The organism is Roseixanthobacter liquoris (assembly GCF_043195135.2).
GTDB lineage: Bacteria > Pseudomonadota > Alphaproteobacteria > Rhizobiales > Xanthobacteraceae > NCEH01.
On the sequence record NZ_CM195537.1, the window covers coordinates 962,632 to 983,384 of the forward strand.

Below are 20,753 nucleotides of genomic sequence, written 5' to 3' on the forward strand. Positions count from 1 at the left end.
GGCCCATCCTTTCGCGGGTATGCGGGCGAGGCCCGCGCAGGCGCGGTTCAGCCCTGCACGAGCTGGTCGGCGGCCATGGCGGCGGTGGCGGCTTCCATATCCATCCACATGATTTCCCAGATGTGGCCGTCCGGGTCCTCGAAGCTGCGGCCGTACATGAAGCCGTAGTCCTGCGTCGGGTTGGGATCGGCGGTGCCGCCGGCGGACTCCGCCTTGTCGACGATGGCATCCACCTCCTCGCGGCTGTCGGCGGAGATGCAGATCAGCACCTCGCAGGCGGTCTTCGCATCGACGATGGGCTTGGCGCAGAACATGCGGAACTTGTCGTGGGTCAGGAGCATGGCGTGGATGGTGTCGGAGAACACCATGCAGGTGGCGGTGTCGTCGGAGAATTGCGGGTTCTTCCGCGCGCCCACCGCTTCGTAGAAGGCATTGGCGCGCGGCAGGTCGGAAACCGGCAGGTTCACGAAAATCATCTTCGGCATGGGGCATGTCCTCCGTTGGCGTCCAAGGACGATGCGGGAAAACCCCGGCCGACAACAGGGCCGAAAAAATCCGCCGGCCCGGCGGCGTGCCCGGGTCCTGCCGCGCCCGGGCCGTGCCTCGCCGTGGTTCGGCCGCGCGATGGGGAAACCCGCGCGATCGGCACGCAAGGCGCTGTACGTGGAGGCTCGAGTGTGACCACCTCGCGCCACAGCGAAAGATCGCCCCGGGCGCGGGCGCAGGAGGAGAGGCCATGGCGCGCGAGACGGTTTACATCGTCCAGGGATACAAGGCCGGCAAGGGCAAGCGCCTGATCGCCGAAGCCCCGGTTTCCTGCAAGTCCGCCGGCGCCGCCGAACGGCTGGCCGAGCGGCTGGCTGAGACCCGCGCCGGCGTGGTCGCATTCTCCTCCTCCGGCGATGCCGAGATGGGCGATTACGACGACGAGCCCACCATCCTCTTCAAGACCGGCCAGCTGCCGCCGCAATTCAGCGGCCAGGACGGCTGAGCAAGGCGGGCGGAGCGCGCCTCGCTGACCCGGGATGGCCGGGCCGGCGCCCGCACCGGCCCGGCGCGGGCCCTCGATCCGAGGCGAGGGATCAGGTCGCGCCGGCCGAAAGCTGCGCGAGGTAGCGATAGATCTCGGTATGGTCCGCGCCGCGCTCCAGCTTCGCCTTCGCATCGTCCCACAGGTCGGCGGTGGACTGGATGACCGGGACGGGAACATCCAGCGCGTCCGCCAATTCGGCGGCGGTGCGCAGGTCTTTCGCCATCAGGGCGAGCGAGAAGCCCGAGCCGAAGGTCTGCGAGATGATGAAGGGCTTCATCTTCACTTCGGTCGAATTGTTCTTGCCCGTGGAGGCATTGAGCACGTCCACCACCACGTTCGGATCCAGCCCGAAGCGCTTCGCGACGATCACCGCTTCGGCGGCGGCAACGAGGCCGGCGGCGGAGACGTAATTGTTCAGCGCCTTCATGGCGTGGCCCGAGCCCAGCGGGCCGGTGGCGAAGATCGACTGGCCCATGGCCGCCAGAACCGGACGGGCGCGCTCCACATCCTCCAGCGGTCCGCCGGCCATGATGGCGAGCGTGCCGCTCACCGCCCGGCGCACGCCGCCGGAAACCGGAGCGTCGATGAAGCGCAGGCCCTTCGCGGCCAGCTCTTCCCCAAGCTTGGCGGTGCCGAGCGGCGCCGAGGAACTCATGTCGATGATGAGGGTGCCGGGCGCGAGATGGTCCGCCAGGGCGTTCGCCCCCACCAGCACGTCGCGCACGATCCTGCCGTCGGGCAGCATGGTGATCACCACGTCCGCGCCACGCACCGCCTCGCGGGCCTCGGCGAAGGCCGATCCGCCGGCGGCGGCGAAGGCGTCGCGCGCGGCGGGGGAGAGATCGGCGCCGCGCGTGTCGAAGCCGGCCTTCACGAGGCACGCCGCCATGGGCAGCCCCATCATGCCGAGGCCGATCATCGCGACCACCGGCTTGGATGTCGCCGGATCAGTCAAGGCCCATCTCCTTCAGCACCTCGTTGGCGATGCGGAACCCGTCGATGGCGGCGGGGATGCCGCAATAGACGCCCACCTGAAGCAGGATTTCGGTGATTTCTTCCTTCGTCAGCCCGTTGTTGAGCGCGCCGCGAATGTGCAGCTTCAGTTCGTGCGGACGGTTCAGGGCGCTGATCATGCCGAGGTTCAGGATGGAGCGCGAGCGGCGGTCGAGGCCGGGCCGGTTCCAGATATTGTCCCAGCAATATTCGGTGGTCAGCACCTGCATCGGCCAGTTGAAGTCGGTGGCATTGTCGACCGAGCGGTTGACATAGTCCTCGCCCAGCACCTCGCGGCGGGTCTTGAGGCCTTTTTCAAACTTTTCGGAACGCGGACGCGTGTCGGCCATGGGGATAGCTCCTTGAAGAAATGCGCGCGGTCCCGCCATCACCAGATGGAGGTGCCGCCATCGATGGTGAGGGTGGACCCGGTGGCGAACGCCGCCTTGTCGGAGGCGAGCCAGAGAATGGCTTCGGCGATCTCCTCCGGCCGGCCCATGCGGTGCATGGGGGCGCGGTCGTCGAGCGCCTTCTTCATCCCGGCGGGATCGGCGGATTGCGCGAACATGCGGTCGAAATAGGGGGAATGGACCGTGCCCGGCGCGACCGCGTTCACGCGGATGTTCTGGTCCACATGGTCGAGCGCCATGGCGCGCGTGAGCGCCACCACGCCGCCCTTGGAGGCCACATAGGCCGCGCGATCCGCAATCCCGACGCTGGCGGTATAGGAGCCGGTGTTGACGATCGCCCCGCCGCCCTGGGCGGCCATGACCGGGATGACGTGCTTGGAGCACAGGAACACGCCCTTCAGATTGACCGACATCAGCCGGTCCCAATCTTCTTCCGCGATGCTCACCACGGTGCCGGTGAAGCCGAAGCCGGCATTGTTCACCAGCACGTCGATGCGGCCGAACTGCTCCAGGGTGAAGGCCACGAGCGCGCGCACATCGGCATCCTTGCTGACGTCGGTGCGCAGCGCCCGGGCGTTCGGACCGAGGGCGGCGGCGGTCTCGCGCGCGGCCGCCTCGTTGCTGTCGGCGATCACCACCTTCGCGCCGTCGCGCACGAACAGCGTCGCCGCCGCCCGCCCGATGCCGCTCGCCGACCCGGTGACGATGACGACTTTTCCGTCCAGTGACATGGCTCTTGTCCTTACGTTTCGTGAAGTGCGGGGAGGCCGCGCGGGCCGCCGTCAGTGCTTGCCGAGCCCGGCGTCCTCGAGCGAGGAGGCGGGCAGGGCGTCGAGGGCGGAGACCTCCCCGCGCTCGATCACATAGATCCGGTCGGCGAAGGCGCGCAGCAGGCTGGGATTGGATTCGGTGATCAGCAGCGTGATGTCCCGGTCTGCGTCGCGCAGCGCCCGCAGCGCGGTGCCGTAGCGGATCGCCAGGACCGGCGCGAGGCCCTGGAACGGCTCGTCCAGCAGGATGATGCGGTCTCCGGCCATGAGCGCGCGGCCGAGCGCCACCATCTTGCCTTGCCCGCCCGAGAGGCCGGCGGCGGGCCGCTCGCGCATGTCCTTCAGTTCGGGCAGCACGCCATAGACCCGTTCCAGGCGGCGCGCGATCTCGGTTTCGGGCAGGCGCATCACCTCGGCGGGAAAGCGCAGGTTCTGCTCCAGCGTGAAGGCCCCGTAGAGCCGGCGGTCCTCCGGCGCATAGCCGATGCCGAGATAGGGCCGGCGATGGGGCGGCACCTGCGCCAGGCTGTTGCCGTCGAGCGTGACCTGCCCGGCGGTGATCTTCATGAAGCCCATGATGGACCGCAGCAGGCTGGTCTTGCCGGCGCCGTTGCGGCCGATCAGGGCGATGGTGGAGCCCTGGGGCATTTCGAGGTCCGCATGGCGCAGCACCTCGATGCCTTCGATCTGGGCGGAGAGCCGTTCGATCTTCAGCATGTCAGACCCCGATCACGTTCTTGCGCACGTCGGGATCGTTGAGCACATGCTCCGGCGTCCCTTCCAAGGCGATCTTGCCGCCGGTCCACACCGCCACGCGATCGGCGTAGCGGGAGACCACGTCCATGTCGTGCTCGACGAAAATGGCGGTGGTCGCGCTGTGATCCAGCGCCCGCACCAGGGTATCCATGATGGAGAATTTCTCCCGGCTGGAAACGCCGCTGGTCGGCTCGTCCATGAACACGAGGCGCGGCTTGAGGGCGAGCGCGAGCGCGATGTCGATCAGCTTGCGCATGCCCTCCGGCAATTCGCGCACCGGCCGCTCGCCCACCTTGCTGAGGCCGATCACCTCCAGCATCTCGCGCATCTCGTCGGCCTTGGGATGGCGGTCGAGCCGCATCCAGGGCCGCCATGAGCCCTCGCGGGCGGAGAGCGCGAGCAGCAGGTTCTCGAACACCGTATTGTCCAGGAACAGCTGCGGCAGCTGGAACGAGCGCCCGATGCCGCCGCGCGCGATGGTGCGCGGGGCGAGCTTGGTGATGTCCTTGCCCTCGAAGATCACCGCCCCGGACTGCGGCTTGAGATAGCCGGTGCAGATATTGACGAAGGTGGTCTTGCCGGCGCCGTTGGGGCCGATGATGGCGATGCGCTCGCCCGCATGGGCGGTCAGCGAGGCACCGTCGGCGGCCACCACGCCGCCGAAGCGCAGGCGCAGATTCTCGGCCTTGAGAACGATCTGGGTCATGCGCCGCCCCTCTTCTTGCCGAAGCGCATCTGGGTCAGGCCCTGGGGCGCGAACATGATGATGGCGATGAGCGAGACGCCGAGAATGGTCTGCCAGTAATCGGCGGCGAACGCGGCGGCGTAGTTGCGCACGATCTCATAGACGATCGAGCCGGCGAACGCGCCCACCACATTGCCCGCGCCGCCGAGAATGGCGATGAAGACGAATTCGCCCGAGCGCACCCAATAGGCGAATTCCGGCGCCACATGGCCGGTGACGATGGCGATGACGCCGCCGCCGAGCCCGGCGAGGCAGGCCGAGACCGCATAGGCGATGTGCAGGATGCGGCCGCTGGAGACGCCGAGATATTCGAGCCGCGTCTCGTTGGACTTGATCGCCTCCAGCCCCTTGCCGAGCGGCGAGGCGAGATAGCGCCCCACCACCAGCGCCACCACCACGACGAGGGCAAGCGTGGTGTAGAACATCCAGAATTCGAACGAGACCCGCCCGAGCTTGAGGCCGGCCAGCGTCGGCCGCGCCACGTTGAGGCCGTCGCCGCCGCCGGTGATGGAATAGAGCTTCTCAAGCAGCGAGAAGGCGACCATGGACACCGCGAGGTTGATCATGGCGAAGAAGATGTCGCGATAGCGCACGGCGAAGAAGCCGAACACCACGGCGATCCCGCTCGCCACCAGCGCGCCCGCCGGCAGCAGCAGCAGGGTGTCGAGGCCCAGGCGCGCCTGCACCAGGAACGCGACCGTATAGGCGCCGGCGGCATAATACAGGCCGTGGCCGAACGAGATCTGCCCCGCCCGCAGCAGGACCACGACGCCGAGCACCGCAAGGCCCACGCCGAGCGCGATGGTGAGCATCACCGTCGCCCAGGGAATGAAGAAGGGAACGCCCGCCACCGCGCAGAAGGCGATCGCGCCGAACAGGAGGTCGAAGCGCATCACACCTTCCTCGTCTGGAGGGTGCTGAACAGGCCCTGCGGCTTGAACAGGAGCACCACGAACATGATCAGATACGGCATCAGCACGTCAAATTCCGGCGCGAGATAGACCGCGATGGAGCGCCCGAGCCCGATCATGAGCGCCGCCACCGCCGCGCCCTCGATCTGGCCCAGGCCCGCCGTGGCGGCGACCGCGAAGGAGAGGATGATCATGCCCGAGCCCATGCCGGGCACGAGCGAGGTCGAGCCCGAGGCCAGCGCCCCGCCGAAGGCCGCGAGCGCGGCGCCGGCCATGAAGGTGAACAGATAGACGCGGCTGGAATCCACGCCCATGGCCATGGAGGCCTCGCGGTCCTCGGTCACGGCGGTGACGATGCGGCCGATGCGGGTGTGGCGCAGGATGAAGCGCAGCCCCAGCAGCACGCACAGCGCCACCAGCGGCAGGACGGCGAGCTGATAGACCGAATAATTGATGCCGAGCACGTGCACCGTGCCGAGCAGGCTCAGCGGCGTATTGACGAAATACGGCTTCACCCCCCAGGTCACCTTCTGCACGTCTTCCAGGATCATGAAGACGGCGAAGGTCACCAGCAGCTGGAGCACCTGCTCCTTGCCGTAGATGCGGCGCAGCAGCGTCGCCTCCAGGAGGCCGCCCACCACCACGCCCACCAGGATCGCGGCGACCAGCATGGCGGGGTAGGAGAGCCACGGGCTCCAGCCCGCGGTGGCGATCCAGATGCCAAGCGAGGCCGCCACATAGGCGCCGATGGCATAGAAGCTCCCATGGGCCACGTTGACGATCCGCAGGACGCCGAAGATCAACGAGAGCCCTACGGCGACCAGGAACACCTGGGCGCCATAGGAGAGGCCATCGAGCATGGCCAGAAGGATGATGTCCAAGGACATGCGGACGGCCTCACCGATCCCTTTACTTCGCCGTGGCGAAGGTTTCGATGGACGGATCGTTCGCCATCGCGGGCTTGATCTTGCTCAGCCATTCCGCCGACTTGTCGCCGATGGGGGTGGTCACGAGCGCGCCGGGATAGATCGAGATGTTGTCCAGCACCGCGAAGGGATATTGCGGCACGCGGATGGTGGTGCCGATGAGCTGGTCTTCCAGGCCCTGGTGATCCTCGCGGATGGTCACGTCGCTGGTGAGGCCGTGGAACTTCAGCTTCTGGAAGGCGGCGAGCAGCTGGTCCTTCGAGGGCCACTGGCCGTTGTTGTCCTTGGCGGCCTTCGCATAGGCGTCCTGAAGCGCGGCGATGGCCTGCGCCATGTGGAACACGGGATAGATGGGATAGGCGCCGGTCTTGTCGTGATAGCGCTTCACGAAGTCCTGGAATGCCGCGTCCTTGAGATGCTTGGGATGCAGGAAGTAATGATCGCCGCGTCCGCCGATGATGACGCCGGGGGGCACCGCGTCGCCGAGGCGCTCCAGCGAGCTTTCGCCGAGCGGCAGAACGAAGGTGCTCTGGGTCATGAAGCCGCGCGCCGCCGCCTGCTGGACGAAGGTGTCGAGGTCACCGCCCCACGAGGTATTCACCACCACGTCCGGCTTCAGCGCCTGGAGGCGGGAAATCTCGGTGGAATAATCCGGGGCGCCGAACTTCGGGAACAGCTCCGCCACCACCTGGATATCCGGCTTGAGCGCCTTGAGCGCGACGAGGAACAGGCCCCACTGGTCGCGCCCGGCGGCGTAATCCTGGTTCACGCCGGCGATGGTCTTGAAGTTCGGCTTGTTCTTCACGAGATACAGGGCCGCCGCCAGCATTTCGGCGCCGGTATGCGCCTGGGTGCGCACGGAATATTTGTATTTATTGTCCTCGAAGATGCGGGGCGAGCTGCAATCCCAGAGGATGTTCGGGACTTCCAGGTCTTCCGCCACCGGGCTCAGGGCGAGGCAATTGGCGCTGGACACGGAGGCCAGCATCACCTGCGCGCCCTCGTTCAGCACCACGCGGCGATATTCCGACATGAGCTGGTTGGCGCCGGCGCCTTCGTCGATGACGATCGCCCGCACGGGCACGCCCAGGATGCCGCCCTTGGCGTTGAGATCGGCGATCAGCATGTCGGCCGCGTTCTTACCCGGAACGCCGAAGACCGACGCCGGGCCCGACAGGAAGGTGGTGATCCCGATCACCAGTTCCTTGGGTTTTTCAACGGCGGATGCCGGGGTAATCGCGAGTACGGCAGCGCTGAGCGCAGCCATGGCGGCCTTTGCAATCATGAACGTCTCCTCCAAGAAACCCGCAGCTTTTCGCTGACCTTGTGGGAAGATTGCCTGCTATCAGACAATCCGTCAATATAACAAAACCGGTTTCCGGCGCGGCCGGCCGGCAGCGCCCGGCGCGCCGTGGAAACCGTTGATGCTGGTGGTGATTTTCCAAAAGGAACGCGGACGCGCGGCCGTCGGCGCCCGGGCGTGTCCCGGCGCCGCGCGCACGTTCGGCCCGCGCGGGTCCAGGCAGCCTGGGTTCGGCACGCCGGCACTCGGGTTGCCGAGGGGGGCTTTGCCCGCGGGGGGCTTTGCCGGCCGGATCGCCGTTCAGAAGGTGATCACGTGTCGCACCACCTTGCCCTGGTCCAGCAGGTCGAACGCCGCGTTGATCTCCTCCAGCGGGCCGGTGCCGGAGAGCAGGCGATTGACCGGCAGCTTGCCGCGTTCATAGAGGGCGATGAAGCGGGGAATGTCGCGCGACGGCACGCAGCTGCCCATGTAGCTGCCGTGGATCGTGCGTTCCTCGCCCACCAGGTTCACCGGCGGCAAGGTGATCTGGGAATTGGGATTGGCGAGCCCCGCCGTCGCCGTCTTGCCGCCGCGCCGCGTGATCTTGTAGGCGAGGTCGAACGCGCGCACCGAACCGGCCATCTCTATGGCGTGGTCGACGCCGCCCTTGGTGGCCGCCTTCACCTGCTCCACGATGTCCGGATCGGTGGCGAGGAAGGCGTCGGTGGCGCCGAGCTGCAAGGCGAGGTCCAGCTTGTCCTGGGCCAGATCGATGGCGACGATGCGGGTCGCCCCGCACGCCGCGGCCCCGAGAATCGAGGACAGGCCGACGCCGCCGAGGCCCACCACGGCGACGCTGTCGCCGGGCCGCACCTTGCAGGTGTTCACCACGGTGCCCACCCCGGTCATCACCGCGCAGCCGAACAGCGCCGCTTCCACGAGCGAGATGTCCGAATCGATCTTCACCACCGAGCGCCGCGAGACCACGGCATAGTCCGCGAACGCGGAAACGCCGCTGTGGTGATAGGGCTGCGCGCCGTCGTCGCAATGGAATCGCCGCGCGCCGGACAGCAGCGTGCCGCGCCCGTTGGCGGCGTGGCCCGGCTCGCACAATTGGGCGCGCCCCTCCATGCACGGCAGGCAATGGCCGCAGGTGGGCAGGAAGCTCATCACCACCTTGTCGCCGCGCTTGAGGTCGCTGACGCCCGCGCCCACCTCCTCGACCACGCCCGCGCATTCATGGCCGATCACCATGGGGGTCGGCCGCAGGCGATCGCCGTTGATCACGGAAAGGTCGGAATGGCACAGGCCGGCGGCGGCGATCTTCACCAGCACTTCGTCGGCGCCGGGCGGGTCCAGCTCGATGGTCTCGATGCTCAGCGGCTTGTTGACGGCATAGGGGCGCTCGACGGGCGAGGCGCGCAGGACGGCGGCGCGAATACGCATGGCTTCCTCGATGAGTGTTTCCAGAAAGGGGCTGCCCCGGCATTTTGGTCTGGCTTGGTCGCCGGCTTTGGTGCCGCCGCGGGTCGCCGATGCGGAAAAATTATCCAGGCCAGACCTGTCAGTCAATCAGACAATCTATTACGGTGCGATTGACAGCGGTTTGAAGGCCATGCCTGTTATGTCAAAACGGGACCGCACGTTTTGTCAGGCCGGGCGATGGATAATCAGGATCTACACATCACACGCCAAGCGGCAACATTGCGCCTCATGGTGGAGGAGAAGCTGCGCGCCGCCATCGCGAAGGGCCTGTTCAAACCCGGCCAGAGGCTGGTCGAGCGCGAGCTGTGCGAACTCATCGGCGTCGGGCGCACCTCCATTCGCGAGGCGCTGCGCCAGCTCGAGGCGGAGGGGCTGGTGCAGACCATTCCCCACCGCGGGCCCATCGTCAGCAGCATTTCGGCGCAGGAGGCGCGCCAGCTCTATGAGATCCGCGCCCTGCTGGAAGGCTATGCCGGCCGCCAGTTCGCCGAGCGCAAAGATCCGCAGGCGGTGAAGGAGCTGGACAAGACCGTGAAGGCGCTGGTCAAGGCGATCAAGAGCAACGAGCAATTGGCGCTCATCGAGGCCAAGACCCAGTTCTACAAGGTGCTGATGGGCGGCGCCGACAATGTGTTCGTGACGCAGATGCTCACCAGCCTGCACAATCGCATCACCCTGCTGCGCTTCACCTCCATGACCCAGCCCGGCCGGCTGGCCCGCAGCATGGTGGAAATCCGCGACATCTACGATGCCATCGCCGCCGGCGACGGGGATGCGGCGGAGAAGGCGTGCCGGCTTCATATCCAGGAGGCCGCGAAGGTCGCCCTCGCGGTGCTCGACGGCAGCTTTTCCCAAACCTCGCCCGCCCCGGCGAAATCCCAGCGCCTGCCGGCGCCGGAGACGCCGGTGGACGACACGCCAGCCAGGGCCGCTCGATCCAAACCCGCCGCCCCCAAACCCGCCGCCCCCAAATCTCCACCTGCGAAGGATAAGCCGGCGGCCATTAAGGCCGGCGTCGCCCGGGCGGCCCGCCGCTGAAGCGGTGTCGCAGCGACGGGGAAACCGATTCGCGTCGGCGCCAGCCTAGCCGTTCTTGTCCGACAGGCCGGCCCAGGTGGGAAACAACCGTTCCAGCAGCATTTTCGGCAGGATCACGCCGAACGCCATGGCCAGCAGGATCGCCGCCGCCGTGGTGCCGTCCTGGATCGGCGGGAGCAGCAGGGCGGGCGCGGCCGCGGGGCCGGCATCGAGCAGGGCGACCATGCCCGCCGCCATGCGGAACAGGAACACGCCGGGAATGAGCGAGACCACCGAGGCGAAGGCGAAGGCGGCGAACGGCAGGTGCAGGCGATTCGCGATCGGCGTCACCAGGGTGGCGGCGATCAGGCACGCCACCAGCGCCCCGCCCGCCAGCCCCGCGCCATCGGCGATCGCCAGCCAGCGGCTGGCATGGGCGGTCATGCCGATGGCGATGGGGATGGGCAGGGTGCGCCAGGGCATGGAAAAGAACGTGCCGAAGGCGGAAACGGCGATGCCGGCGGCGATCACGTCATAGGCCAGGGGAACCGGCGCCGAGGGTCCCGGCGCGGGCAGGCCCGCGACGCCGAGGGAGAGGCCCGCGATCAGCCCCACGGAAATCAGCAGGATGATCAGGCCGGCGAATCCGAAGCGTGCGCCGCCGAGGCCGATGCGCATATGGGCGAGATCCAGCGCACCGTTCAGAAGGTGCGGGCCGGGCACCAGCACCATGCAGGGGCAGAGCGCGACCAGATAGAGATTGGCGCCCGGCAGGAGGTGCGAAGCGGCCGCGGCGATGAGGCCGGCGAGCAGGGCGGCGCACAGGGGCTGGGCCAGGAAATTCTTCGCCACATGGGCGAGCCCGCGCCGCAGGGCGGCGCCCGAGCCGGCGCTGAGCGCCACCAGCGCAAGGGTGGTGAGGTCGGCCGCGCCGAAGATGACCGAGAGCGCCGCCGCGCCGATGGCCGCGAGCGCGACGAAGCGCAGGGCCGAGACCGGAGGCAGGCGGGCGATGGCCTCCAGCGCGGCACGGGCGCCGGCCGCGTCCAGGCCGCCGTCGCAGACCTGGTCGATCACGCCGAGGGTCAGCGTCACCTTGTTCATGTCGACCCCCGCGGGCGCGGCGGCGATGGCCTCCACCCGCGAGATGCCGGAGGCGGCGGGCGCCTCCATGCGGATCACCAGCTCGCCCCAGGTGGGAAAGACGGTGACGGACAGGCCGAGCGCGCGGGCGAGCCGCTCCGCGTTCTGGATCGTCCGTTCCGTGGTCTGCCCGTTGGCGTAGAGGATTTTCGCGGCGGCGCAGACGAGCGCGAAGGCGTCATCGGGGGATGACGCCGGAGCTGGTGGGATCATGGCGCCTCAGACCGCGGGATAGGCGGGGAGATAGGCGAGCGCGGCAATGTGCGCCGCGATGTCGGCCGGGCGCTGAACCTGGGCGAGGCCGTTGTCGAAGACATATTCCGCGATCCGCACCGCCACGTGCAGCGAGGCTTTGCGGATGTCGCTCTGCGGCGGATAGATCAGGCCCTTGTCCAGGTCTGCGTCGGTCACCTGCTCGGCCACCGCCTTGGCGGCGACGATGAACATGGCCTCGGTGACGCGGCGGGCCTGCGTGGCGAGCACCGCCATGCCCATGGCGGGGAAGATATAGACATTGTTGCCCTGGCCCGGCACGAAGGTGCGCCCGGCCAGTTCCACCGGCGGGAACGGACTGCCGCTGGCGAAGATCGCCTGCCCCTCCGACCAGCGATAGGCCTCCTCCGCCGTGCATTCCGAGCGCGACGTGGGATTGGAATAGGGGAAGATGATCGGCCGCGCGTTGATCTTCGACATGGCCTGGATGACGGCCTGGTTGAACAGCTTCGGCACGGTGCTCACCCCAACGATGCCGGTCGGGCGGATCGCCTCGATCGCCTCGACGAACGAATTCACCGGCGCATGGTCGTGGGTGAAGGGCTTCTGGAAGCCGGCGATGTCGGTGCGGGAATTGACCATCAGGCCGTTGACGTCGAACAGCCAGTTGCGCGCCCGCGCCTCCTCGATCGTCGCGCCCTCCAGCACCATGGCCTGGCTGATGAGTTCGGCGATGCCGGTGGCCGCCGAACCGCCGCCGAGAAAGAGGAAGGTCTGGTCGGTCAGCTTCTGCTTGGAGATGCGCAGCGCGCCGTAGATGCCCGCGACCGCCACCGCCGCCGTGCCCTGGATGTCGTCATTATAGGTGCAGATCTTGTCCCGGTAGCGTTCCAGGATCGGCACCGCGTTGATATTGGCGAAGTCTTCCCATTGCAGGCAGCAGCGCGGGTAAAGCTCGGTCACGGCGGTGACGAATTCGTCGATGAAGGCGTCGTATTCCGCCCCGCGCACGCGGTTCTGCCGCAGGCCGAGATAGAGCGGGTCCTCCAGCAGCGCCGCATTGTTGGTGCCGACGTCGAGCGTGATCGGCAAGGTCAGCTCCGGCGGCACGCCGGCGCACACCGTATAGAGCGAGAGCTTGCCGACCGGGATGCCCATGCCGCCCACGCCGAGGTCGCCGAGCCCGAGGATGCGCTCGCCGTCGGTCACGACGATGAAGCGCACGTCCTTCTGCGACCAGCGGGAGAGCACCTCCTTCAGGCGGCCCTTGAGGGTGATGGGCAGATACATGCCGCGCGTGGCGCGCAGCACATGGTCGAACTTCTGGCACGCCTCGCCCACGGTCGGGGTGTAGACCAGCGGCATGAACACCGCCGGGTCGGACATGAGCACCGCATAGAACAGCGTTTCGTTGCGCGCCTGGAGGTCGCTCAGCAACAGGTATTTCTGGAGATCGTTGTCGAGCTGCGTCAATTGCAGGTGGACGCGGGAGACCTGGGTTTCCAGCGTGTCCGCCACCGGCGGCAGGAAGCCTTCCAGGCCGAGCCGGGCGCGGTCCTCCACCGGGAAGGCGCTGCCGCGGTTGAGGATCGGATCGTGAAGCAGCGCGGCCCCTTTCGGGGTGGTCTGGTCGCTCGGCGCGGACATGGCGGAACCTCCGGAAGGGTATGATCTTGTTGCGCGGTCTCGAAAGCGGGGGCGCGGCGCGGCGGGGAAATCCAGGCCGCACCGCGCGGGGACGGCCTAGTTGCCGTCCTCCTTCGCGACATAGGGCTTCACCATCTTGGCCGGGTCCACCACGCGCAGGAATTCCTCCTCGGTGACGAATTCGAGCGCCAGCGCGGCTTCCTTCAAGGTGAGGTCGTTGTCCATGGCATGGTGGGCGATCTTGGAGGCCCTATCGTAGCCGATGACCGGGGCGAGCGCGGTCACCAGCATCAGCGAGCGGTCCACATATTCCTGGATCTTCCTGCGGTTGGGCTTGGTGCCCTCCACCAGGAACTTGCGGAAATTGGTGCAGCCGTCGGACGCGATGGTGATGGAATGGGCGATGTTGAAGATGATCAGCGGCTTGTAGACGTTCATCTCCAGATAGCCGCTGGCGCCGCCGAAGCCGACGCTCACGTCGTTGCCCATCATCTGCACGGCGATCATGGTGAGCGCCTCGGCCTGGGTGGGGTTCACCTTGCCGGGCATGATGGAGGAGCCGGGCTCGTTCTCCGGGATGATCAGCTCGGCAAAGCCCGCGCGCGGGCCGCACGACATGAGGCGGATGTCGTTGCCGATCTTGTAGAGCGAGGCGGCGAGCGTGCGCAGCGTGCCGGAGAATTGCACCAGGGCGTCATGGGCGCCCTGGACCGTGAACTTGTTGGGGGCGGTGACATAGGGCAGGCCGGTGAGGGCCGCGATCTCGTCCGCCACCGCCTCGGCAAATCCCGGTGCGGCATTGATGCCGGTGCCCACCGCCGTACCGCCGAGCGCGAGGCGATAGACGCCCTTCAACGCGTCCTGAAGGCGCTCGATATCGTCCGCCAGCATGCCGGCATAGCCGGACCATTCCTGGCCGAGGGTGAGCGGGGTCGCATCCTGCATGTGGGTGCGGCCGATCTTGACGATATCGGCCCATTCCTCGGCCTTGGCCGCGATCGCGTCGTGCAGCGCCTGCACCGCCGGGATGAGGCGCTGCGTCGCGTTCACGCCGACCGCGATGTGCATGGCTGAGGGGAAGCTGTCGTTCGACGACTGCGACATGTTCACATGGTCGTTCGGATGCACCGGCGCCTTGCTGGCGAGCGGCGTGCCCGCGAGCTGGCAGCAGCGGTTGGAGATCACCTCGTTGACGTTCATGTTGAACTGGGTGCCGCTGCCGGTCATCCACACGTGCAGCGGGAACATGTCCTGGTGCTGGCCGGCGAGCAGCTCGTCGCACACCTGCACGATCAGCTTGTAGGGCTCTTCCGGCAGGCGCCCGCCCGCATGGTTCGCCCGCGCCGCCGCCTTCTTGAGAAGCGCATAGGCGGTGATCATCTCGCGCGGCATCAGGTCCGTGCCGATGCTGAAATGCTCGAGCGAGCGCTGGGTCTGGGCGCCCCACAGCTTGTCCGCCGGGACATCGACTTCACCGAGGCTGTCGGTTTCCTTGCGTATGTCAGTCACGTGGGGACCTCTGAGATCGTGGATTGCGAGGAGGAGATCGGCCGGGCGCGCCGGCGCCCGCGGGAGGGCGGTCAGGATCGCGGGTGGGGTGATGCGCAGGCGGCCGGCGCCACCCGTCCGGCGCACGGCGCCCGGCCCAAGCGTTCGGCCATGGCGGGAGCGGCGAGAGCTGCGCTCGCCGGGGCGGCGAGACGGGGAATGGGGATGGCGGTAACGGGCACGCGTCTCATGAGGCGATATCCGGACGGAAAAGAAAAGCCGAGCAAAAGACGTCGAAAAGGACGCTATCCCCAACCCCGTTGTTTTTCAACACGGCACGCGAAAAGCTTATGGTTAATAAGTTGGATGCGACCGAAAATAGTCGTTGCATCGATGTGCGGCCGCAAAATTCGCTTTTGTGCGCCGCCAAACAAATTCGGCTTTCCCGCTCTTGCGGCTGTGGGCGAAGCGGCCTCCCAAAACCTCCTGTTAACGCCGCACTCCGTATCCCTGGAGACAACGCGGCCGGCTCGGCCGGCCCTCCGGGTCATGGAAGATCATGCCTTCTTCAAACCGCCCTCCCAGAACCTACGAGCCGTCCTTTTTCAACGCCGCGCAGGCCGGCGGCGCGCTGCCGGCGGGCCGTCCGCTGCTGCCCAAGGAGGCCCGCGAGGCCGCCTTTTCGCCCTGGGTCGCGCTCGAACTGGTGCCGAGCTGGCTGCGCCCCTTCACGCTGGACGAAAACACCCGCTTCACCCGGACGCCGGACCATTTCCTGCGGACCCGCCACGGCCTCGGCGAATCGCCGAAGGTGACCTCCGCGCCTCCCGTGCAGCCGCGCCCGGCCGCCCGCGATGCGGTGGCGCCCGAGGTGCCCGGCTCCGCCCCCGCCGATGCGCCGGGCGGCGCCGCGCCCAGTCCCGCTTCCGGTCCCGCTTCCGGGCCAACTTGGCGCTTCCTGGTGGAGGAAACCGAGCCCGAGACGCAGACCGCCAGCATGGCCTGGAGCGATGCGGCGGAACCGGCCGTGGCCTTGGAAACCCTGCGCGCCGCCATCGTGGAAATCCTCGTGGTGGCTGTGACGCAGATGCCGGACGCGGCAGCGCCGGCGCTTGCGCCGCCCGACATGGCGGAAGCCGCCGTCCTCCCGGCCCTGCCGGCCGACCCGCAGGAAGTCGCGGCGCAGGAAGTCGCCGCGCAAGAGACGGATGCCGCAGCCGCCGAGGATCAGCGGCGCGAGATCGCGCTGCGCGACGGTCAGGAAAACCCTGTCGGGGAGAGGGCGGCCGACGCCATCGAAGGGCAAGACACCGCGGCCGATGGCGCAAGCCTCGAAATCGCCGCCGCGCCGGATGCGGAACGGCGCCCGGCCCTCGCGCCGGAGGCCGTCGCAGCCGCTGCCATGGCGCCCGATGCCGAAGCGTCCAATGCCGAAGCGCCCGACGTCGCGGTGCCCGACCTCACCGCGTGCGACGCGCCGGCCGCGATCGATCCCGCCGCTGACCATCGCGCGGATGGCCCCGCCTGCGAAGCGGAGGGTGCCGTCGCGCCGAGCGCCGCCGAGCCGGAACTGGCCCCGGAGACCGCACGCGACGCGATGAACCCCGCGCCGGGCGATGCCACCTCGCCCGATGCTCCCGAGGTGCTCGGCGACCCGTCTGCGGGGCGCGCGCTGCCCGAGACGCTGCTGAAGCTCGGCCGCCTCATTCGTCTTGGCGAGGGGATCACCCCGCGTGCCGCCGCGGAACAGGATCTGCAACCCGCGCCTGCCCCGCACGACGCGGCCGTCGACGAAGCCTCGCCGGACGAACCCCCGCCGGACGCGCCGCTGCCGGACGCGCCGCTGGCGTGCGACGAACGGGCCGGCGAAGCGCCGCCGGAGGGCGAGCCGGCGGACGATGCGCGGGCGGAGACGCTTTCGAGCGTCGCGCGCCCGGCGCAAGCCGCCGCCGTCGCCGAGGCGACGACCGCTCCGGCCGCGGAGCCAGCGACCCCGGCCGTCGCGCCGATTCCCCTGGAGCCGCTTTCCGCCATCGTCGGCGCGTCGTTCCACTGGGCGTTCCAGGGGCTGAACTTCCGCCCCGAGACCGGGATGCCGCCGGCGCCCTCGCCCATCGTCCCCGCCGCGCCGGTTGCGCCCGCGCCGTCGCCCGCCGCGCCGTCCCGCGCGGTGGAAGCCGCAGAGGAGGACGGCGCCTATGAGCTGCCCGCGCTCGCGCTGCTGCGCGAACCGCCGGTGGAGGAGCCGGATTTCGAGCTTTCGGAAGAATTCCTCGACCAGAGCTCGGCCATCCTCCAGCAGACGCTGCGGGATTTCGGCGTGCGCGGCGAAGTCATCGACGCCAATCCCGGCCCGGTGGTCACGCTGTATGAGTTCGAGCCCGCCCCGGGCACCAAGTCCAGCCGGGTGATCGGCCTCGCGGCCGATATCGCGCGGTCCATGAGCGCGGTTTCGGTGCGCGTGGCGGTGGTGGAGGGGCGCAATGTCATCGGCATCGAGCTGCCGAACCGGCGCCGCGGCACCGTGTGGCTGCGCGAATTGCTGGAGGGCCCGCATCTCGACGAGGCGCATGCGAAGCTCGCCATCGCGCTTGGCAAGACCATCGGCGGCGCGCCGGTGATCGTCGATCTCGCCCGCATGCCGCACCTGCTGGTGGCGGGCACCACGGGTTCGGGCAAGTCGGTCGCCATCAACACCATGATCCTGTCGCTGCTCTACCGGCATTCGCCCCAGGCCTGCCGGCTGATCATGATCGACCCGAAGATGCTGGAGCTGTCCGTCTATGAGGGCATTCCCCACCTGCTGACGCCGGTGGTGACGGACCCGAAGAAGGCGATCATCGCGCTCAAATGGGCGGTGCGCGAGATGGAGGATCGCTATCGCAAGATGTCGCGCCTCGGCGTGCGCAACATCGACGGCTTCAACGCCCGCATGGCGGAAGCGCGGGCCAAGGGCGAGATCATCAAGCGCCAGGTCCAGGTGGGCTTCGACAAGGAGACCGGGGAGGCCCTGTTCGAGGAACAGGACATGGACCTCACCGCTTTGCCGTTCATCGTCATCATCGTCGACGAGATGGCGGACCTGATGCTGACCGCCGGCAAGGAGATCGAGGGGGCGATCCAGCGCCTCGCCCAGATGGCGCGCGCCGCCGGCATCCATCTCGTGATGGCGACCCAGCGCCCCTCGGTGGATGTCATCACCGGCACCATCAAGGCGAATTTCCCGACCCGCATCTCGTTCCAGGTGACGAGCAAGATCGACAGCCGCACCATTCTCGGCGAGATGGGCGCCGAGCAGCTGCTGGGCCAGGGCGACATGCTCTATATGGCGAGCGGCGGGCGCATCACCCGCGTGCACGGGCCATTCGTCTCCGACGGCGAAGTGGAAAAGGTGGTGGCCCACCTGAAAGCCCAGGGCGGGCCGGAATATCTCGATGCCGTCACCAGCGAGGATGAAGGCGAGGGCGTGGGGGACGGCGACGATGCCGTGTTCGACAAGGGCGCGCTCGGCGAGGCGGCGGGCGACCTCTATGAACAGGCGGTGGCCATCGTGCTGCGCGACCGCAAGGCGTCCACCTCCTATATCCAGCGCCGGCTCCAGGTGGGCTACAACAAGGCGGCGAGCCTCATGGAGCGCATGGAGACCGAGGGCATCGTCGGCCCCGCCAACCATGCCGGCAAGCGCGAGATCCTCACCGGCGCCCGCTCGCTCTGAGCCGGCTTAACGGCGGGTCCGCCCACGGGCGGCCCGCCGCCGCGCATGTCCTCAGGCGACCTCGTCGGTGATGACCTGGAAGTTCGCCAGCGTGCAGGGGCCGAACGAGGACACGATGGCGACGTCGGTGGCGTCGCGCCCGCGCGCCATCAGGATACGGCCGACGCGCGGCTTGTTGTGCCGGGCATCGAACGTGTACCAGCGATCGCCGAGATAGACCTCGAACCAGGCGCTGAAATCCATCGCCGAGCCGTCATAGGGCACGCCGATATCGCCGAGATAGCCGGTGCAATAGCGCGCCGGCACGTTCATGCAGCGGCATAGGGCGACGGCGAGATGGGCGAAATCGCGGCACACGCCGCATTGCTCGTTATAGGCCTCGAACGCGGTCTTGGTCGAGCGCGCGTGGGCATAGCCGAAGGTGATGCGCTGGTGCACGAAATCGCAGATGGCGGTGACCAGCGGCCAGCCCTTCGGCACCTGCCCGAACAGCGACCAGGCGATGTCGGACAAGCGGTCGGTCTCGCAATAGCGGCTGCCGAGCAGATAGAGCAGCACATCCACCGGCAGCTCGGAGAGGGCATGCTGGCGGGCGTGCGGGGCGTACAGATCGGCCTGCCCCCCGTCCATGATCGTGAAGTCGGTGAACATGGTGAGCCGGCCGACCGGGGCGTTGATCACGTGGCAGAAATTGCCGAAGCTGTCGTGATAGGTATTGGCCGGGATCGGCGGATCGAACATCACCCGGTCGGGGTTCAGCAGGTCGCCGACCCGCGAGGGATGCACGCTCAGCGTCAGGATCATCGGGGTCGGCTGGGGGCAGTCATAGGCGATCCGGTAGCCGGCATGAATCTTCATCGAAAATCTCCGGCGCCGGCGCGCGCAGGTCCGTGAGGGTCGCTGCCCGGCGCGCCGGCAAGTTGAAATGCAAAGTGGAATGCGGTCCGCGATGTCGTCGTGTTCTGCGAAATCGTGTTCTGCGAAATCGTCGTGGTCTGCGATGTCGTCGTGTCCCGCGGTGTCGTCGTCTGGGATGGTCGTCCGGGATGTCGTCGTCCGGGATGTCGTCGTCTGGGATGTCGTGTCGGCGGGATATCGCCGCGCCTCGCTTGCGCGCGCAAAAACCCAGGCGCGCGGCCGCGCCTGCCTGTCCGTCACCCCGTGTTGCCGGGCAAGACTAGCATTATCCTGCGCGGATGTTCGATGTTTGTCGCCGCCGGCAGGAAAATGACTGATCAAATATCGGGCAGGCGCTGCATGTGGATTGAAAATGCCCGCGCAGAGCTGACGATGTGCCCGACAATAGTCTATAGCTGGGCGAAAGGACCTGGGGAGCCCGTCCGCTTCTCTTTGTTAGCCACCAGCAGAACCCGGAAAAAAGATGGCGCACACGCTCCTGGCCGCCGACGAGCCGTCGCCCGTCAGCATTTATAACGCGCAGGCCCCCTCGCGGTTCCTCATCGTCGCGGACCACGCCGGAAACCGCATGCCGCGCGCGCGCGGTCGGCTCGGGCTCGCGGAGGCCGACTTTGCGCGCCATATCGCCATCGACATCGGCATCGCGGGCGTCTGCCGGCATCTGGCCGAGGCGCTGGACGCGACGCTGATCCAGCAGGAATATTCGCGCCTCATCATCGATTGCAACCGCCAGCCGGGAACGCCGACGTCCATCCCGGCGATCAGCGAAGCCACCGAGATTGCGGGCAACATCGGCCTTGGTGCCGAAGAGGTCGCGCAGCGGGAGCGGGAGATCTTCCGTCCCTATCACGACCGGATCGAAGCCGAGCTGGACGCGCGACAGGCCGCCGGCCGCCCGACCGTCCTGATCGCCATGCACAGCTTCACGCCGGTCTATCTCGGCATTTCGCGGCCCTGGCATGCGGGCGTGCTCTACAATCGCGATCCGCGCCTCGCGCGCGCTTTGTTCGCCGCGCTGCAAGGCGAGGGGGATCTCGTGGTCGGCGACAATGAGCCGTATTCGGTGAGCGATGCGTCGGATTATACGATCCCGGTGCATGGCGAGCGGCGCGGCCTGCCCCATGTGGCGGTGGAGATCCGCCAGGATCTGATCGGCGATGCGGCGGGGCAGGCGGCGTGGGGCGCGCGCATGGCGCGGCTGCTGGCGTGCGCCGTCGCGGCCTTCGATGCACCCGCGCCGGCGGACGCCGCGTCCTGACGGGCGGCATGCTGCGGCGCGAATTTTGTCCGTTGCCGGC

Annotated in this window: 18 protein-coding genes; 4 read left to right on the plus strand and 14 right to left on the minus strand. The window is 68.0% G+C overall.

The features are described from left to right. Positions 1-47: 47 nt before the first annotated feature. On the minus strand, positions 48-485 hold the full coding sequence (locus V5F84_RS04390; RefSeq protein ID WP_394045181.1) for a VOC family protein: 438 nt from the start codon (positions 483-485) through the stop codon (positions 48-50). A 251-nt stretch (positions 486-736) separates the two neighbouring features. On the opposite strand from V5F84_RS04390, the gene V5F84_RS04395 reads away from it, so the two are divergent. Further along, positions 737-991: a hypothetical protein gene (locus tag V5F84_RS04395; protein ID WP_394045183.1), complete on the plus strand. Its 255-nt coding sequence runs from the start codon at positions 737-739 to the stop codon at positions 989-991. Between the two features lie 91 nt (positions 992-1,082). Here V5F84_RS04395 and V5F84_RS04400 read toward each other — a convergent pair whose 3' ends face one another. From V5F84_RS04400 to V5F84_RS04440, 9 genes are all read right to left on the minus strand, one after another. Further along, positions 1,083-1,934 carry an NAD(P)-binding domain-containing protein gene (locus V5F84_RS04400; RefSeq protein WP_509277198.1) on the minus strand — a complete coding sequence of 284 codons (852 nt, stop codon included), beginning with the start codon at positions 1,932-1,934 and terminating at the stop codon, positions 1,083-1,085. A 46-nt stretch (positions 1,935-1,980) separates the two neighbouring features. Continuing rightward, entirely contained in the window at positions 1,981-2,376 is a 396-nt protein-coding gene (locus V5F84_RS04405; protein ID WP_394045185.1) for a carboxymuconolactone decarboxylase family protein, read from the minus strand. Between the two features lie 38 nt (positions 2,377-2,414). Next, positions 2,415-3,167, minus strand: coding sequence for an SDR family oxidoreductase (locus tag V5F84_RS04410; protein ID WP_394045187.1), 753 nt, complete (start codon positions 3,165-3,167; stop codon positions 2,415-2,417). 51 nt (positions 3,168-3,218) lie between these two features. Continuing rightward, positions 3,219-3,923: an ABC transporter ATP-binding protein gene (locus V5F84_RS04415; protein WP_394045189.1), complete on the minus strand. Its 705-nt coding sequence runs from the start codon at positions 3,921-3,923 to the stop codon at positions 3,219-3,221. 1 nt (position 3,924) lies between these two features. Then, the gene (locus V5F84_RS04420) at positions 3,925-4,668 is read right to left on the minus strand and encodes an ABC transporter ATP-binding protein (RefSeq protein WP_394045191.1); all 744 of its coding nucleotides are present in this window, start codon (positions 4,666-4,668) and stop codon (positions 3,925-3,927) included. Then, positions 4,665-5,600, minus strand: a complete 936-nt coding sequence (locus tag V5F84_RS04425) for a branched-chain amino acid ABC transporter permease (protein WP_394045193.1) — start codon at positions 5,598-5,600, stop codon at positions 4,665-4,667. Before V5F84_RS04425 ends, V5F84_RS04420 begins: the two co-directional genes overlap by 4 nt. Beyond that, positions 5,600-6,505, minus strand: coding sequence for a branched-chain amino acid ABC transporter permease (locus tag V5F84_RS04430; RefSeq protein WP_394045195.1), 906 nt, complete (start codon positions 6,503-6,505; stop codon positions 5,600-5,602). Before V5F84_RS04430 ends, V5F84_RS04425 begins: the two co-directional genes overlap by 1 nt. Before the next feature lie 22 nt (positions 6,506-6,527). After that, positions 6,528-7,829 (minus strand): ABC transporter substrate-binding protein, encoded by a 1,302-nt coding sequence (locus V5F84_RS04435; protein ID WP_394045197.1) that lies wholly within the window; start codon positions 7,827-7,829, stop codon positions 6,528-6,530. Positions 7,830-8,147: 318 nt separating this feature from the next. Beyond that, positions 8,148-9,275, minus strand: a complete 1,128-nt coding sequence (locus V5F84_RS04440) for a zinc-dependent alcohol dehydrogenase family protein (protein ID WP_394045199.1) — start codon at positions 9,273-9,275, stop codon at positions 8,148-8,150. Between the two features lie 216 nt (positions 9,276-9,491). Here V5F84_RS04440 and V5F84_RS04445 point away from each other — a divergent pair, with 216 nt between their 5' ends. After that, positions 9,492-10,352, plus strand: a complete 861-nt coding sequence (locus V5F84_RS04445) for a GntR family transcriptional regulator (RefSeq protein ID WP_394045201.1) — start codon at positions 9,492-9,494, stop codon at positions 10,350-10,352. Between the two features lie 45 nt (positions 10,353-10,397). Here V5F84_RS04445 and V5F84_RS04450 read toward each other — a convergent pair whose 3' ends face one another. From V5F84_RS04450 to fumC, 3 genes are all read right to left on the minus strand, one after another. Beyond that, positions 10,398-11,687, minus strand: a complete 1,290-nt coding sequence (locus tag V5F84_RS04450) for a threonine/serine exporter family protein (protein ID WP_394045203.1) — start codon at positions 11,685-11,687, stop codon at positions 10,398-10,400. 6 nt (positions 11,688-11,693) lie between these two features. Further along, positions 11,694-13,334: an NAD-dependent malic enzyme gene (locus tag V5F84_RS04455; protein ID WP_394045205.1), complete on the minus strand. Its 1,641-nt coding sequence runs from the start codon at positions 13,332-13,334 to the stop codon at positions 11,694-11,696. Positions 13,335-13,430: 96 nt separating this feature from the next. Beyond that, positions 13,431-14,843: a class II fumarate hydratase gene (gene fumC / locus V5F84_RS04460; protein WP_394045207.1), complete on the minus strand. Its 1,413-nt coding sequence runs from the start codon at positions 14,841-14,843 to the stop codon at positions 13,431-13,433. Positions 14,844-15,381: 538 nt separating this feature from the next. Here fumC and V5F84_RS04465 point away from each other — a divergent pair. After that, positions 15,382-18,537, plus strand: coding sequence for a DNA translocase FtsK (locus V5F84_RS04465; protein ID WP_394045209.1), 3,156 nt, complete (start codon positions 15,382-15,384; stop codon positions 18,535-18,537). Between the two features lie 51 nt (positions 18,538-18,588). Here V5F84_RS04465 and V5F84_RS04470 read toward each other — a convergent pair whose 3' ends face one another. Further along, complete coding sequence (locus V5F84_RS04470; protein ID WP_394045211.1) at positions 18,589-19,395, minus strand: transglutaminase-like domain-containing protein; 807 nt, start codon at positions 19,393-19,395, stop codon at positions 18,589-18,591. 523 nt (positions 19,396-19,918) lie between these two features. Here V5F84_RS04470 and V5F84_RS04475 point away from each other — a divergent pair. Continuing rightward, positions 19,919-20,713: an N-formylglutamate amidohydrolase gene (locus V5F84_RS04475; protein WP_394045213.1), complete on the plus strand. Its 795-nt coding sequence runs from the start codon at positions 19,919-19,921 to the stop codon at positions 20,711-20,713. The last annotated feature ends 40 nt before the right edge of the window (positions 20,714-20,753 follow it).

Excerpts from the sequence above, each read along its gene's own strand:
- V5F84_RS04475 (WP_394045213.1), top strand. The coding sequence starts at position 19,919 with ATGGCGCACACGCTCCTGGCCGCCGACGAGCCGTCGCCCGTCAGCATT.
- V5F84_RS04410 (WP_394045187.1), bottom strand. The coding sequence starts at position 3,167 with ATGTCACTGGACGGAAAAGTCGTCATCGTCACCGGGTCGGCGAGCGGC.
- V5F84_RS04435 (WP_394045197.1), bottom strand. The coding sequence starts at position 7,829 with ATGATTGCAAAGGCCGCCATGGCTGCGCTCAGCGCTGCCGTACTCGCG.
- V5F84_RS04390 (WP_394045181.1), bottom strand. The coding sequence starts at position 485 with ATGCCGAAGATGATTTTCGTGAACCTGCCGGTTTCCGACCTGCCGCGC.
- V5F84_RS04425 (WP_394045193.1), bottom strand. The coding sequence starts at position 5,600 with ATGCGCTTCGACCTCCTGTTCGGCGCGATCGCCTTCTGCGCGGTGGCG.
- V5F84_RS04405 (WP_394045185.1), bottom strand. The coding sequence starts at position 2,376 with ATGGCCGACACGCGTCCGCGTTCCGAAAAGTTTGAAAAAGGCCTCAAG.
- V5F84_RS04395 (WP_394045183.1), top strand. The coding sequence starts at position 737 with ATGGCGCGCGAGACGGTTTACATCGTCCAGGGATACAAGGCCGGCAAG.
- V5F84_RS04445 (WP_394045201.1), top strand. The coding sequence starts at position 9,492 with ATGGATAATCAGGATCTACACATCACACGCCAAGCGGCAACATTGCGC.
- V5F84_RS04430 (WP_394045195.1), bottom strand. The coding sequence starts at position 6,505 with ATGTCCTTGGACATCATCCTTCTGGCCATGCTCGATGGCCTCTCCTAT.
- V5F84_RS04470 (WP_394045211.1), bottom strand. The coding sequence starts at position 19,395 with ATGAAGATTCATGCCGGCTACCGGATCGCCTATGACTGCCCCCAGCCG.
- V5F84_RS04420 (WP_394045191.1), bottom strand. The coding sequence starts at position 4,668 with ATGACCCAGATCGTTCTCAAGGCCGAGAATCTGCGCCTGCGCTTCGGC.
- V5F84_RS04415 (WP_394045189.1), bottom strand. The coding sequence starts at position 3,923 with ATGCTGAAGATCGAACGGCTCTCCGCCCAGATCGAAGGCATCGAGGTG.
- V5F84_RS04400 (WP_509277198.1), bottom strand. The coding sequence starts at position 1,934 with ATGGGGCTGCCCATGGCGGCGTGCCTCGTGAAGGCCGGCTTCGACACG.
- V5F84_RS04465 (WP_394045209.1), top strand. The coding sequence starts at position 15,382 with ATGCCTTCTTCAAACCGCCCTCCCAGAACCTACGAGCCGTCCTTTTTC.
- V5F84_RS04455 (WP_394045205.1), bottom strand. The coding sequence starts at position 13,334 with ATGTCCGCGCCGAGCGACCAGACCACCCCGAAAGGGGCCGCGCTGCTT.
- V5F84_RS04440 (WP_394045199.1), bottom strand. The coding sequence starts at position 9,275 with ATGCGTATTCGCGCCGCCGTCCTGCGCGCCTCGCCCGTCGAGCGCCCC.
- V5F84_RS04450 (WP_394045203.1), bottom strand. The coding sequence starts at position 11,687 with ATGATCCCACCAGCTCCGGCGTCATCCCCCGATGACGCCTTCGCGCTC.